Genomic DNA, 13,974 nt, shown 5'->3' on the forward strand with positions numbered 1-13,974 from the left:
GCGTTCGCCCCGTGACCGAGAGCGCTGCCATCCCTTCGACGCATGATATGACGACCGCAATGCGCTTCGCTCACCATGGCGGGGCGCTCGATGCGGCGCGCGCGGCCTTTCCGGACGCGCCGGAGCCGTGGATCGACCTGTCGACCGGGATCAACCCGCAGGCCTATCCCGTGGGAGCGCTGCCGGTCGATGCGTGGACGCGCCTGCCGGAAGCGGCGGCGCTGGCGGGGCTCGAGGCTGCGGCGGTGAGGCGCTACGGCTGCCCGCCCGGCGTCGCGGTGGTGGCGGCGCCGGGCACGCAGGCGATCATCCAGCGTCTGCCGGCGCTGTTTGCCGGCCGCGACATCAGGATTCTGGGACGGACCTACGGCGAATATGCCCGGGTTTTTGCGGCCGCAGGGGCTGCGGTGCAGGTCGTCGCGGCGTTAGGCGACCTCGCCGGGGCCGACGTGGCGGTGGTGGTCAATCCAAACAATCCCGACGGGCGGCTCGTTGACCCTGCAGCGCTGGTGGCGTTGAGCACCGAGGTCGGCGCTTTGGTGGTCGACGAAGCTTTTGTGGATGCGCTGCCTCCGGGCCATAGCGTCGTGCCGCATCTGCCCGCGGCACGGATGCTGGGGCTCCGCTCGTTCGGAAAATTCTACGGCCTCGCCGGCCTAAGGCTTGGTTTCGCGGTGGCGCGGCTCGACCTCGCCGCGGTCCTGCGCGACACACTCGGGCCTTGGGCGGTCAGCGGGCCGGCGCTGGAGATCGGCGCGCGGGCGCTGGCCGATACGGCCTGGGTGCAAGCCAGTCGAACGCGACTTGTCGCGGAGGCGGCGCGGCTGGATGCGCTGCTCGCAGGCGCGGGCATGACTCTGATTGGCGGCACGCCGCTGTTTCGCTTGGCCGCCAGCGCGCAGGCGGCCAGCCTGTTCGATGCGCTCGCCCGGGCCGGCATTCTGACGCGGCCCTTCGCCGACAATCCCACCTGGCTGCGCTTCGGCCTTCCCGAATCAGAGGACGCCTGGGTGCGGCTGGACCGCGTCCTTGCCGCGTTCTCAGGCTGAACGGCCCGTCAGAGACGAGCCGCGCCGCCTCAGTACATATGCTGCCCGCCGTTGGCCGACAGCGTCGAGCCGGTGATGAACCCGGCATCGTCGGAGGCCAAAAACACCACGCAGCGCGCCACCTCGTCCGGCTCGCCGAGGCGGCCGACGGGGATGTGCGGCAGCACGTTCTTGGCGATGATCTCGGGCGGCACAGCCAGCACCATTTCGGTCGCGATATAGCCGGGGCAGACCACGTTGACGGTGATGCCCTTGTTGGCGTTTTCCTGCGCCAGCGCCTTGCTGAAGCCGATGTCGCCGGATTTCGCCGCGGCATAGTTCGTCTGGCCGAACTGGCCTTTCTGGCCGTTGATCGAGGAGATGTTGATGATGCGCCCGAAGCCGCGGTTGCGCATGCCTTCGATGACCGGCCGCGTCATGTTGAACAGCGAGTTCAGGTTGGTATTGATGACGTCATACCATTGCTCGGGCTTCATCTTGTGAAGCGCGGCGTCCTTGGTTATGCCGGCGTTGTTGACGAGAATCTCGACCGGGCCAAGGTCGGCCTCGACCTGCCTGAGCCCTTCGCTGCACGCCTCGAAACTCGAGACGTCCCACTTGTAGACGGCGATACCGGTCGCGTCCTTGAAGGCCGCCGCCACCGCGTCGTTGCCGGCATAGGTCGCCGCCACCGTGTAGCCCGCCGCCTTCAGCGCCTTGCTGATCGCCGCCCCGATGCCGCGCGACCCGCCACTCACCACCGCTACTCGAGACATTCCGTTCCCCCCAGACCAAGAATGACCGGGTTCTAGCGACCCGCTTTAACGCTATCGTGTCCGGCGCCGCGGCGCCGGCTTTTCATCCCTGGCGAAACGGCCTAACGCTCGACCGTCATCGCGATACCCATCCCGCCGCCGATGCACAGCGTGGCAAGACCCTTCTTCGAGTCGCGCTTCTGCATTTCGTGGAGCAGCGTCACCAGCACGCGGGCGCCCGACGCGCCGATCGGATGGCCGATGGCGATGGCGCCGCCGTTGACGTTCACGATCGACGGATCCCAGCCCATGTCCTTGTTGACCGAGAGCGACTGCGCGGCAAAAGCCTCGTTGGCCTCAATGAGGTCGAGGTCCTTGACCTTCCAGCCGGCCTTTTCCAGCGCCTTGCGCGAGGCCGGGATCGGGCCTGTCCCCATGATCGCCGGGTCGACGCCGGCGGTCGCCCAGGAGGCGATGCGGGCGATCGGCGTCAGGCCACGCTTCTTGGCCTCCTCCGCACTCATCAGCACGACAGCGGCGGCGCCGTCGTTGAGTCCGGACGCGTTGCCCGCGGTGATCGTGCCGTCCTTGGAGAAGGCCGGCTTCAGCTTGGTCATGCTCTCCAGCGTCGCGCCCTGGCGGATGTATTCGTCCTGGTCGACGATGGTGTCGCCCTTGCGGCCGGGGACGGTGAAGGCGATGATCTCGTCCTTGAATTTGCCCGCCTTCTGCGCCGCCTCGGCCTTGTTCTGCGAGGCCACGGCGAACTGGTCCTGGTCGTCGCGCGAGAGCTGCCATTTGGTCGCGATGTTTTCCGCGGTCGTGCCCATGTGGTAGCCGTGGAACGCATCCATCAGGCCGTCCTTGATCATCGTGTCGACGAATTTCAGGTCGCCCATCTTGGTCCCGGCGCGCAGGTACGCGGCGTGGGGTGCAAGCGACATGCTCTCGATGCCGCCGGCAATGATGATGCTGGCGTCGCCGTTGGCGATCTGCTGCTGGCCGAGCGCCACAGCGCGCAGGCCGGAGCCGCACAGCTGGTTGAGACCCCAAGCCGTTTTTTCCTGCGGCATGCCGGCCTTCATCGCGGCTTGGCGCGCCGGGTTCTGGCCTTGGCCGGCGCTCAGCACCTGGCCCAAGATCGCCTCGTCGACATCGCCGGCATCGATGTTGGCTTTTTCCAGAAGCGCCTTGATGACGGTTGCGCCGAGATCATGGGCCGGCGTGTTGGCAAAAGCGCCGTTAAAGGAGCCGACGGCGGTGCGTCCGGCAGCAACGATGACGATATCGCTCGACATAGGAATTTCGCTCCTGGCTTCGCCGCGCCCGTTGGGCGCCGTGGTTGCGGGCATCAGCCTCTTAGTTAAGGCATCTTCAGCACCTTACAACGCGGTGGGTCAAGCGAGCCGATCGGACCGGCGGGGGGATAGGTCGCAAGACGGATTGCGGCGCAGCAATTTGAGGTATTCGCATTGCCGCAAAACGCCTATCTTCGCCGCGGCCCCGTGGCGTTCGGTCTGGGAAGCAGGTTGATTGATATGACGAGCGACAAGTCACCGATCACGATCAAGAAGTACGCCAATCGCCGGCTCTACAACACCGGGACCAGCGCCTACGTCACGCTCGAAGATCTCGCGGTGATGGTGAAACGCGGCGAGGATTTCGTCGTGTTCGACGCCAAGACCGGCGAGGAGATCACCCGCTCGGTTCTCACCCAGATCATCTTCGAACAGGAAGGCAAGGGCGGCCAGAGCCTGCTGCCGATCGCGTTCCTGCGCCAGCTCATCCGCTTCTACGGCGACAGCATGCAGATGATGGTGCCGAGCTATCTCGAATTCTCGCTGGACAAGCTGACAGCCGAGCAGGGCGCGTTCCGCGATCAGTGCGCCGACGCCTTCGGCGTGGCGCCGCTGGCCAATGTGGCGAAGCCGATCATCGGCCAGATCGAGGAGCAGACGCGCAAGAACATGGCGATGTTCCGTCAGGCGCTGTCGATGTTCCCGGCCTTCACGCCGCCGGGCATGGCACCTGCGCCCGCAGCCCCGGCAAAGCCGCCCGTTGCGCCGGCCGCGCCGGAGCCTCAGGCGCCGCAGACCCGCGACGAGTTCGAGGCGCTGAAGCAGCAGCTCGACGAGCTTCACAAGCGGCTCGACGGGATGATCGCGCGAGACTGATCGAGAGACCGTCCAAGTCCTACCTCGAGGCTGCTGGTCATGGTCCCGCGGTCGAGATCAAACAGCGTTCGGCACCTTGCGCAGATGACTTTGGGCGCCGCGCGCCGGGCGTGATCCGACGGCGCCGCGCATATAATGGTTGAGGCGCCGTGGGATCGTGCGCAGCATGAAGTCGATGTCCTCCTTCGGCCGCGCCGGGCTCAGCAGAAAGCCCTGAATGTCGTGGCAGCCATGCTGCTTGAGAAGCGCCGCCTGCTCGATCGTCTCGACGCCCTCGGCGGTGACGGAAATCGACAGCTTCTGCGCCAGCGTGAGGATCGCGTCGATGACGGCGAGGCAGGCTGGCCGGCTGATGACGTCGCGGACGAACGACTGGTCGATCTTGATCTTGTCGACCGGAAACCGAATGAGATAGTTCAGCGACGAGAACCCCGTGCCGAAATCGTCGATGGCGATGCGCACACCGATCTTGCGGAGCTGGTTGAGATTGGCGATCGCCGCCGCCGAATTTTCGAGGAAGACGCCTTCGGTAATTTCGATTTCCAGGCGCCCCGCGGCGAGCGTGCTCCGCTCGAGCGCGATCAGGACGGTCTGCACGAAGTCTGCGCGGCGAAAGTGAACCGGCGAAATATTGACGGCGACGCGCGCCTTCGATTGCCAGCGGGCCGCTTCCATGCAGGCCTGGGTCAGCGCCCAGGTTCCGATCGGACTGATGAGGCCGATGGCTTCGGCGACGGGAATGAAGATGGTGGGGGCGACGATGCCGCGGATCTCATGCTGCCAGCGCAGCAAAGCCTCGAACGCCACGATCCGCCCATCGGCGAGGCACACCAAAGGCTGGTAGTGCAGCTCGAACTCGCCGCGCGCCAAAGCGAGCTTGAGATCGGTCTCGAGCTCGCGGCGCGCCATGATGGCGTGCTCGATCGCGACATCGAAGACATCGTAGCGGTCTTTGCCGTTGGCCTTCGCGCGATAGAGCGCGAGATCGGCTTTCGCGAGCAGTGCTTTCGGATCGGCGGCATCCTTGGGCGCCGACGCGATGCCGATGCTGACGCTGATTTCGATGAAATGACCATCGAAGTAATAGGGTGCGCCTAGACTCTCGACGAGGCTCTTGGCGAGCGCCGCCGCGTCGGCGGCGTCCGGGCCGCTGTGCAGGATGGCGAATTCGTCGCCGCCGAGCCGCGCGGCCGATGCGCCGGCTGGCAGGCGCGCCAGAAGCCGTGCCGCGACCTCTCGCAGCAGGCGGTCCCCCGTCTCGTGTCCAAACGTGTCGTTGACCGATTTGAAGCCGTCCAGGTCGAGGTACAGGAGGCCGAACGGCGTTCCCTTCATCGCCGCCGCCCGGCACGCCTGGGTGGCGAGGAATTGAAAGCGATTGCGGTTGCCGAGACCCGTCAGCGCGTCGTGGCTCGCCATGAAGGCGATGCGCGCGTCCGTGGCCTTGACTGCTGTCACGTCCGAAACGACGCCGCGAAACCCTTTGAACCGGTCGTCCTTGCCGTAGAGCGGCTTGCCGCTGAGCTTCCACCAAAAGGAGCGCGAAGGGCCGCGAACTTCGACGACATGATCGTGAAACTGCGTCCGCAACGCGATGAAATCGCGGAGCGCGCCGGCGTCCTCGATCGTCGATCCATGCCCTTGACCGAGAAAAAGCGCCTCGAACGGGGCTCCCAGCAACGCGTCGGCCGAGCACCCGGCCGCCTGCGCTGCACGGTCGGAAACCTGCAGCAGGCGACCCTGCGCATCGATTTCCCAAAGCCAGTCGCTGGTGTTTTCTTCGAATTCGCGGAGAAGCAGGGCGATCGTTTCGCTCTGCTCGGCGACCCGGGCGCGGTCGCGGATGCGTTGGGTCGACAGCCCGGTCAGGTCCTTGATCGTGAAACCGAGAAAGAGCGCGTAGATCGACAGCAGGAGGGCCATCATGGCGCCGACGAAATCGCCGATCATCGCCACGCCGATGAAGCTGCCGATCAGCATCGGGATTAGGAAGAGCAGGCAGACCGAGAGGATCGGGCCCATCAGATAGACATCGGCGATGACGCCCGTGGCGGTCGCGACCAAGACCATCCTGTGGTCGGCATCCGCAGCCGGGATCAACGCGATCGGCACAAAGCCCCAGATCGAGCCGAGCAGAAAGGCAAAGGCCGCGGCGATGCGATGGCCTAGCGTGACGGCCCTCTCGCTTCGGACTCGAGAACTGAAAAGGCGGACGGCGACGACAGCCAGGACAGCCATCACGGCGATCGCCACGGAAAGGGCGATGACGAAGGGCCGGCCCGTCGTGTTCCAGAAGAACAGAATAAGCGCGAGCGCCACGCCGATCGGCGTCCCCGCGGAATATCTCGCGAGGCGGAACGTCTCATCGAGCTGCGCGGAGCGCGTCTCGCGGACATAGCGGTTTGATGTGGCTGTAGTCCGAGCCAATCCGGAAAGAGAGAGATCGACGGCGGTTTCGATCTGTCTCCGGGATAGAATTCGCATTCATGGGTTCCGGAGACTTTGGGAAGGCTCTCCAATGCTGCCACGACGATCGGCAGCTTTGGAGCCTTCCTCCACCCGGGCACACGGACGTGAACAATCTATTGCTGCGACCGTCTATTACGTTCGATAGATATCAATTGGTACCTTTTAGGCTTCCGCAACGTCAGATCTGACGGACGCGGCGCCGTTGCCCCTTATCTCAGGGCCGGATCGCTTCGCCCGCCGCGACTTGAGCGGGCGCAGCTTTGGCGGGCGTCGCCATCGCCTGCGGCCGCGGTGTCGCGCCGTGGTCGGAGGCACCCTTCGGATCCGCTTTCTTCACCGATCCGGTCTTGCTGTCGGCGTCGCCCTCAGCCAGATCGCCACCCTTCGCATCGGGCGTCTTGACTTTCGAGGCCATGGTCGACTTCGCCGTCCTGGCCGCAGCGACCTTCACGACGGGCGAGACTTTCTTGCCCTTGGGCTCGACGAGCCAGTCCGTCGGACCCGCGGCGATCGCCTCGGGCCGGCTGACGTCCTCGAGGTTGGCCTTGGCGAATTCCGGGTTCTGCCCACCGTCGGAATACAGCGTACGCACCGCCGCCAAGCCGCCGGCCACGAGCTCGGCGACCTTGGCGTCGTCCTTGCCGGCCTTGGCCGCGACATCGGCATCGATGCCGCCGTCATGCTTCATCGCCGGGCAGGCGGCGACGGGATCGAAATGGCCGCCGGATGCCGGCACGGCGTTGAAGACGTAGTGCCGCGCACAGACGCCGACCTGGACATCCTGCTTGGTCACTTCGAAATGATCGGAGCCTTCCTTCAGCTGCTTCCAGAAAGCGATGTTCGGATCTTCCCGATACTTCGCCATGTTCTCGGGCGTCATATGGAAGGGATACGACTGCATCTGGATGGCCTGCTGGCCGCTGGCGAAGCCGTCGCGGGCGACCGCGTAGATTTCGTCGATCTGCTTGTCGGTCATCGAGAAACAGCCGGCCGACGAGCAGGCGCCGTGCACCATGATCGAGCCGCCGGTGCGGTTCCAGGCGCGGTCGTAGGCGTTGGGATAGCCGACGTTGAACGAGAGGTAGTACGCCGAGTTCGGGTTCATCTGCCCGGGGGTGATCTTGTAAAAACCCTCGGGGAGCTGGCGATCGCCTTCCTTGACCTTCGGGCCGAGCTGACCGGACCAGCGACACATCGGATAGGTGCGCAAAAGCGTGTACTGCCCGTCGGCCTTCATCTTCCAGATCTCGAATTCCGCTTCCTTCTTGTAGGTGCGGATGAGGACCGGGGATTCCTTGGTGACGCCCTTCTTTTCCATCAGCGCCAGCATGTCCGGCGACAGCGGATGCGAGGCGCGCACCGACCCTTCCATGCCGCTGCTCACGCCGCCTTCGTCACAGCCGGCGAGGAGCGCAGCGGATGAGGCGAGGACGGCGGCGAGGCCGATGCGACGAAAGATCAAAGAAAAGGTCAACCGAGTGGAACGCATACGGGGTCTACTCTGTTAAGGAGGGTTGCAAATTCCTCCTAATTTCGGCTTACCCCAACACGCGGGCCACCGCAAGATCGTGACAATCCACGCTCAGGCGTAAACGAAGCTTAAACAGTCGCTTGATGGCAGGGCGATGGCGGCGCAGGCCGCCTAGATCCTGCGGCCCATCGCCAGGAATTTTTCCGCCCGCGCCATCTTGATCGCCTCGCGATCGAAGCTTGCCAGGTCGCCGAGCGCCGCTCCGATGGCATCGCCGGTCGCCGAGAGAATGCGGTCGCGGTCGCGGTGCGCCCCGCCCGCCGGCTCGGGGATGATCGTGTCGATGATGCCGAAGCGCAACAGATCCTGCGCCGTGATCTTCATGTTGGTGGCGGCATCTTCCGCGCGGCCGGACTCGCGCCAGAGGATCGAGGCCGAGGCCTCGGGCGAGGCCACCGTGTAGATCGCGTGCTCCAGCATCAGCACCTTGTTGCAGCTGGCGATGGCGATGGCGCCGCCCGAGCCGCCTTCGCCGATGATCACCGCGATGTTCGGCACGCCGATGCCGAGGCAGACATCGATGGAATGGGCGATGGCCTGGGCCTGGCCGCGCTCCTCCGCGTCAACGCCGGGAAACGCGCCGGCGGTGTCGACGAGCGACAGGACCGGGACATCGAAGCGGTCGGCGAGCTCCATCAGCCGCGCCGCCTTGCGGTAGCCCTCTGGCCGGGCCATGCCGAAATTGTGCTTGATGCGGCTGTCGGTGTCGGAGCCTTTTTCCTGGCCGATGACGCAGATCGAGCGACCCTGAAACCGCCCGAAGCCGCCGACGATGGCCTGGTCCTCGCCGAAGGCGCGATCGCCGGCGAGCGGGGTGAAGTCCGTCACCAGGTGGGTGATATAGTCGTTGAAATGCGGGCGCTGCGGATGGCGCGCCACCTGCGTCTTCTGCCACGGCGTCAGGCCGGCGTAGAGATCGCTGAGCGCCTTCGTGGCCTTGGCCTCGAGACGGGTGAGCTCCTCGCCGATCGAGACGGATTCCCCGTTCAGCTCGAGGGCGCGCAACTCGTCGACCTTGGCTTCGAGGTCGGCGACGGGTTTTTCAAAGTCGAGATAAGTGCGCATGGGGCCGGGGGTTGTGGCGGAGGCGCGGACCCTTGCGATTTTGCCCGGGCAAGTCAAGGCGAGGCGCGGTGGTGGCTACGATTGAGGCGCGGCGCCCTCTCCACTGCCTATCGGCGGTCCACCTCCCCCTGCGCGGGTGAGGAAAGCCGGCGTCTCCTCCCCTGCGTCAGCGGGGAAGGGGGCCATGCGCAGCATGGGGGCGCGCGCCTGTCGATCGGACACGTCGCAGGCGTAAAACGTCGGGTCGCCCCGATCACGCCGAGCGCAGGGTCTTGCCGTGTCACGCCGCGGCGCGCATGTTGATCGCGTGGGCCCCGCATGCTGCAAGGCCGAAAATCGTGACGCGTGACGCCTGGTGACGCAAAAATGGCGGGTGTGACGTTCGCGGTTGTGTCCGTCCGGCAACAGGTCAGCGCTGCATGGTCGCGAGGGCCAGCGCCCAGATCGCCGCACAGAGCCCGGCGGCGAGGAGCAGGGCCAACGGCTTCCAGCGATCCGAGGCCCAGAGACGGAGGCTGGCCAAGGCGATGGCGGCCGTGACGACAAAGACGCCGACAAGCGCCGGCCGCAGGCCGACGGAGGCGCCGATCAGGATCGGCACGAAGGCGGCGACCAGGAGAAGCTTGAGAACAAGGGTGAGGCCGCGGGTCACGTTTCGGTTGGCCTCGATGAGAACGGAGGGTCCGTGCCGCCGGCCAAAGACGGCGCCGGCTTAAGCGTGCAGCGCCATAAAACCGGGCGCGCCCTGGCGCAAGTCCAGACGATCAGAGGAGGTGCCGATCCGCAACGATCTCGTGACCGACGCGTCGCTCGTCGGCCTGGCCGGGCTGGGCGTGGTCTTCCTCTATGCCATTGTCCGCTATGGCGTGATGTTTTACCGCGAGGCCAGGGGACCGCGAAACCTGTCGACGCTGGCCGGCGCCGCGGCGGTGATCGCCATCATCATCAGTATCGTCGTCGGGACGTTGACCCAACCGCTGGCCGTGTTGACGCCGCCGCCGGCCAAAAAGCCAGCGCCGGTCAAGGCGGATTAGCGTCGGGTGCTGTCCGGCGGCAGATGGCGGTTGTAGGCCTTTTCGCGTTCGTCGCGCTCTTTCATCATGACCTCGTAAGCCTGCTTGGCTTCGGGCGACATGGATACGTGCTTGCCTTTTGCCGCCTTGCGCTTGGGCGCGCGTTGGAACGTATCGGGTGGCTCGGCCATCGGCTGGATCCTCGCGCTGCAGGCGCTTCAGGCGTGTCCTAGCGCATAAAAAGCCGGAGCACGAGCGGCCAAGCTTCGCATGGTTGAAGAAAGCGCACTTATCGTGGCACCGCCCCGAACTCCGTCTTGACCCGCTCGGCCTCCGTGGCGATCGCCGCCCGATCCTCCGGGGTCATGCGCTCGAGCGTCTTGTAGGGCATGGCCATGCGGATGTTGCGGCCGAGCAAGGCCTGGTTGCGGGCGAGAAAATCCCAGTACAGCGCGTTGAACGGGCAGGCGTCGGGCCCGATTCGCTGCTTCACGTCGTAGCGGCACGGGCCGCAGTAATCGCTCATCCGGTTGATGTAGGCGCCGGAGGCCGCATAGGGCTTCGAGCCGATGATGCCGCCGTCGGCGAAGGTCGCCATCCCGTGGGTGTTGGGCAGTTCCACCCATTCGTAGGCGTCGGCATAGACGACCATGTACCAGTCGTTGATCTCGTCCGGGTGCACCCCGAGCAGCATGGCGAAATTGCCGGTCACCATCAGGCGCTGGATGTGGTGCGCGTAGGCGTGGGCCTGCGTCGTGGTCACCGCATCCTTGATGCAGGCCATGGCCGTCTCGCCGGACCAGTAGAACCATGGCAGCTTGCGGTTTGCCTCCAACGCGTTGAGCGCCTTGAACGCCGGCATTTTCAGCCAGTAGATCCCGCGCATGAACTCGCGCCAGCCCAGAATCTGGCGGATGAAGCCTTCGACGGCGTTGAGCGGCGCGCGGCCGGCGCGATATTCCGCCTCGGCGCGGCGGCAGATGGCGAGCGGATCGATGAGGCCGAGGTTCATTGCCGCGGAAATCACCGCATGCCACATCCACGGCTCGCCGCGGACCATCGCATCCTGGTATTCGCCGAAGCCCGGCAGGATGGTGGCGAGGAAATCCGCCACGACCCCCTCCGCCTCGGCCGGTGTCGTCGCATAGAAGAACCCGGCGCAGGATCCAAAATGCTCGGCGAACAGCCGCTCGACGTCGGCGATCGCGGCCAGCGTGATCGCGTTGGGCGGTACGAAGCGGTGCGGCGGCGGGGTGAGCCGCTTCGGCATCGCCTTGCGGTTTTCCTTGTCGAAGTTCCACGCCCCGCCCTCGGGCTTGCCGTCGGCGTCGAGCAGCAGGCCGTAACGCACCCGCATCACCCGGTAGAACAGCTCCATCCGCAACACGCTCTTGCCATGCGCCCAGGCGGCGAAGTCGCTGGCGTTGCAGAGGTAGCGATCATCCTCTCTGATCTGGAAGGGGACGTTGGAGGCCGCGGCGAAGGCCTCGAAAGCGTCCATTAGCCGGTATTCGCCGGGCGCCGTCACCACCACGCGGTCGAAGGGCGCTTCGGCCAGGGCGCGACGCACCTCGCCGATCAGCGATCCCGTGTTGTCGGCATCCTCGAGGCCGACGTAGCGCACGCCGACGCCCTGCGCGCGGAGCCGCTCGGCAAAGCCGCGCATGCCGGCGAACACCAGGGCGATCTTCTGCTTGTGGTGCCTGACGTAGTCGGTCTCGGCGCGGACCTCGGCGAAAAGCACCGTATCGGTCGCGGAATCGAGGTCGCGCAGCGAAGACAATCGGCCGTCGGAGATCTGATCGCCGAGAACGAGACGCAGGGTTTTGGGCACGTATCAGCCTTCGGTGGGCCGGCTGCGGTCGCAGCACGGACGCCAAACAGGCTTGCATCTATAGGATCACTTCCCCGCGAGTTCGCCGCGACCAATTGTGCCGGCCCGTCGGCTTATACGGGGGAAGGCCTCCGGGCGCTGCGGCCCGGTAACGCCGGCAGCCGTTCATTTCAGGAGGGTAGGGCATGTGTCCGGACCGTGCCGGGCGACCGCGCACGAAGAGGTGAAAGCAATCCGGCCATTGTGGCCTCAGAACCACGCCACCGCGCCAACCCGTCTCGCGCCTGTGCATCGTCACGGTTTGGCCGCTATGCCCCGTCTGAAAACAAACCTATGACGAATGTCTTAACACTGCGGCTCGAAGGCCGGACCGGCGCCAGGCCTTGCGAGGCCCAAGCGCCGGCATCAGCCGAACGTGAACACCGAACCACAATGGGCGGACGATCGATGCATAGCGTTCTCCCGACGCGATATTCCGGCCCAACGTCGAGGGGTGCCGCCGCGTCCCGCCTGCTTGCGCTCGCAACGGTCGCCGTGCTCCTCGCCGGCTGCGTGCCCGCCGCGGTGACGCCCAACGTCGCGCTCGATGTGCCATCAGCGTACCGCTATGCCGGGAAGACCGGCGGGCTCCAGGATCACGCCACCGATTGGTGGAGCGGCTTCCGCTCGGCCGAATTGACCCGGCTGATGGAAGAGACGGAGATCGCCAACTTCGACATCGCGGCGGCGATCGGCCGGGTCAAACAGGCCGATGCACAGGCAAGCCAATCCGGTGCCGCGCTGCTGCCCTCGATCAGCGCCAGCGACTCCTTCACCCGATCGGCGTCTTCGACATCGACCTCCAGTTCGTCCGCGAGCCTTGCGGCCAGCGGCCTCGGCTCGTCGTTCAGCAGCGGTCCGCGCAACGATCTCATCGCCTCGTTCTCGGCAAGCTATCAGCTGGATTTCTGGGGCAAGAACCGCGCGACCTTCGTCGCCGCGCAGGACAACGCCACCGCAAGCCGCTGGGATCGCCAGACGGTCACCCTTACGTCGCTCGCTTCGACGGCGACGACCTACTACACGATCCTCTCGGCGCGGGAGCGCATCGCCTTCGCCAAGCAGGACGTGGTGGACTCGAGCCGCATCCTCAAGCTCATCCAGGATCGGGTGAAGTTCGGCACCGCGACCTCCCTGCAGGAGGCGCAGCAGGCGGCGCTCGTTGCCAACCTCAAAGCCTCGATTCCGCCGTTGCAGGTCACCGTCGATCAGAACATCGCGGCGCTGGCGATCCTTCTCGGCCGGGCGCCGGAGCGTGTCGACGTCGCGGGCAAGAGCGTGCTCGATGCGCATGTCCCGGTGATCGCGCCGGGCATCCCGTCGGAGGTCCTGACCCAGCGACCCGACGTCCAAAACGCCGAGTTCCTGTTGTCGTCGGAACACGCCAGCCTGGTCGCGGCGCGCGCCGCCTTCTTCCCGACCATTACCTTGACGGCGCAAGGCGGGTTCGAGAGCCTGGCCCTGCGCACGCTGTTCTCGCCGGCCTCGACCTTCTACTCGGCCGCAGCCAGCCTGGCGCAGCCGATCTTCGACGGCGGCCTGCTGCAAGGTCAGTTCGACCAGGTGAAGGGGCGGCAGGACGAATTGCTGGCGGATTACAAGAAAACCGTCGTCACAGCCTTCTCCGATGTCGACAAAGCGCTGACCGCGCTGCGACTTCTTGCCCAACAAGAAGAATTGACCCGGGAATCTCTTGTCGCGTCGCGAAAAGCCTATGAATTGTCGGAAGATCAGTTGAAGAACGGCGTCCTCGATGTCGTAACTTTGCTGCAAACGGAGCAGACATTGTTCACGACCCAGGACACGCTCACGCAGGTGCGCCTGTCGCGGCTGACCGAAGCGGTCGCCCTCTATCAGGCGCTCGGCGGCGCTTATGCCGTCAAGGTCAAGAGCGGTTCATGATGGAAGAGTTCGGCATTACCGTGTTTCCCAGGTCTAAATCGGAGCGGCCAATATGAAACGTCTGTGGCGCATCATCGCCTGGACGGCCGTTCTCGCGGCCGTGGCCTTCCTCTTGTCGCCGATCATCACCGGCGGCAATTACACCAAGGATCAGCCCGGCGGTC

At 65.5% G+C, this 13,974-nt stretch carries 12 protein-coding genes; 4 read left to right on the forward strand and 8 right to left on the reverse strand.

Annotation, left to right across the window (positions count from 1 at the left end; translation table 11 throughout):
• The first annotated feature begins 47 nt into the window (after positions 1-47).
• Complete coding sequence (cobD, locus tag GSQ79_RS22720) at positions 48-1,049, forward strand: threonine-phosphate decarboxylase CobD (protein ID WP_158811044.1); 1,002 nt, start codon at positions 48-50, stop codon at positions 1,047-1,049.
• 29 nt (positions 1,050-1,078) lie between these two features.
• Here cobD and phbB read toward each other — a convergent pair whose 3' ends face one another.
• Positions 1,079-1,804: an acetoacetyl-CoA reductase gene (phbB, locus tag GSQ79_RS22725; protein ID WP_158811045.1), complete on the reverse strand. Its 726-nt coding sequence runs from the start codon at positions 1,802-1,804 to the stop codon at positions 1,079-1,081.
• A 101-nt stretch (positions 1,805-1,905) separates the two neighbouring features.
• The gene (locus tag GSQ79_RS22730; RefSeq protein ID WP_158811046.1) at positions 1,906-3,081 is read right to left on the reverse strand and encodes an acetyl-CoA C-acetyltransferase; all 1,176 of its coding nucleotides are present in this window, start codon (positions 3,079-3,081) and stop codon (positions 1,906-1,908) included.
• 240 nt (positions 3,082-3,321) lie between these two features.
• Here GSQ79_RS22730 and phaR point away from each other — a divergent pair, with 240 nt between their 5' ends.
• Positions 3,322-3,957: a polyhydroxyalkanoate synthesis repressor PhaR gene (gene phaR / locus GSQ79_RS22735; protein ID WP_158811047.1), complete on the forward strand. Its 636-nt coding sequence runs from the start codon at positions 3,322-3,324 to the stop codon at positions 3,955-3,957.
• Between the two features lie 57 nt (positions 3,958-4,014).
• Here phaR and GSQ79_RS22740 read toward each other — a convergent pair whose 3' ends face one another.
• From GSQ79_RS22740 to GSQ79_RS22755, 4 genes are all read right to left on the reverse strand, one after another.
• Entirely contained in the window at positions 4,015-6,441 is a 2,427-nt protein-coding gene (locus GSQ79_RS22740) for a bifunctional diguanylate cyclase/phosphodiesterase (RefSeq protein WP_158811048.1), read from the reverse strand.
• A gap of 199 nt (positions 6,442-6,640) precedes the next feature.
• Entirely contained in the window at positions 6,641-7,900 is a 1,260-nt protein-coding gene (locus GSQ79_RS22745; protein ID WP_368669967.1) for a L,D-transpeptidase family protein, read from the reverse strand.
• 168 nt (positions 7,901-8,068) lie between these two features.
• Positions 8,069-9,022, reverse strand: coding sequence for an acetyl-CoA carboxylase carboxyltransferase subunit alpha (locus tag GSQ79_RS22750; RefSeq protein ID WP_158811050.1), 954 nt, complete (start codon positions 9,020-9,022; stop codon positions 8,069-8,071).
• Positions 9,023-9,431: 409 nt separating this feature from the next.
• Positions 9,432-9,674, reverse strand: a complete 243-nt coding sequence (locus GSQ79_RS22755) for a hypothetical protein (RefSeq protein WP_158811051.1) — start codon at positions 9,672-9,674, stop codon at positions 9,432-9,434.
• A 142-nt stretch (positions 9,675-9,816) separates the two neighbouring features.
• Here GSQ79_RS22755 and GSQ79_RS22760 point away from each other — a divergent pair, with 142 nt between their 5' ends.
• A complete protein-coding gene (locus GSQ79_RS22760) occupies positions 9,817-10,056 on the forward strand; it encodes a hypothetical protein (protein WP_158811052.1) in 240 nt (79 codons plus the stop codon).
• On the opposite strand, the gene GSQ79_RS28845 is transcribed toward GSQ79_RS22760, so the two are convergent.
• Both GSQ79_RS28845 and GSQ79_RS22765 read right to left on the reverse strand, forming a co-directional pair.
• Positions 10,053-10,226: a hypothetical protein gene (locus tag GSQ79_RS28845; protein ID WP_174243258.1), complete on the reverse strand. Its 174-nt coding sequence runs from the start codon at positions 10,224-10,226 to the stop codon at positions 10,053-10,055. The two genes, GSQ79_RS22760 and GSQ79_RS28845, sit on opposite strands and share 4 nt — an antisense overlap.
• A gap of 98 nt (positions 10,227-10,324) precedes the next feature.
• Positions 10,325-11,869: a cryptochrome/photolyase family protein gene (locus GSQ79_RS22765; protein ID WP_158811053.1), complete on the reverse strand. Its 1,545-nt coding sequence runs from the start codon at positions 11,867-11,869 to the stop codon at positions 10,325-10,327.
• 447 nt (positions 11,870-12,316) lie between these two features.
• Between GSQ79_RS22765 and GSQ79_RS22770 the strand changes: the two genes are divergently transcribed.
• Positions 12,317-13,810 (forward strand): efflux transporter outer membrane subunit, encoded by a 1,494-nt coding sequence (locus GSQ79_RS22770; protein ID WP_158811054.1) that lies wholly within the window; start codon positions 12,317-12,319, stop codon positions 13,808-13,810.
• Positions 13,811-13,974 lie beyond the last annotated feature (164 nt).

The sequence above is a fragment of the Beijerinckia sp. L45 genome, assembly GCF_009765775.1.
In the GTDB taxonomy this organism is placed as follows: domain Bacteria; phylum Pseudomonadota; class Alphaproteobacteria; order Rhizobiales; family Beijerinckiaceae; genus RH-AL1.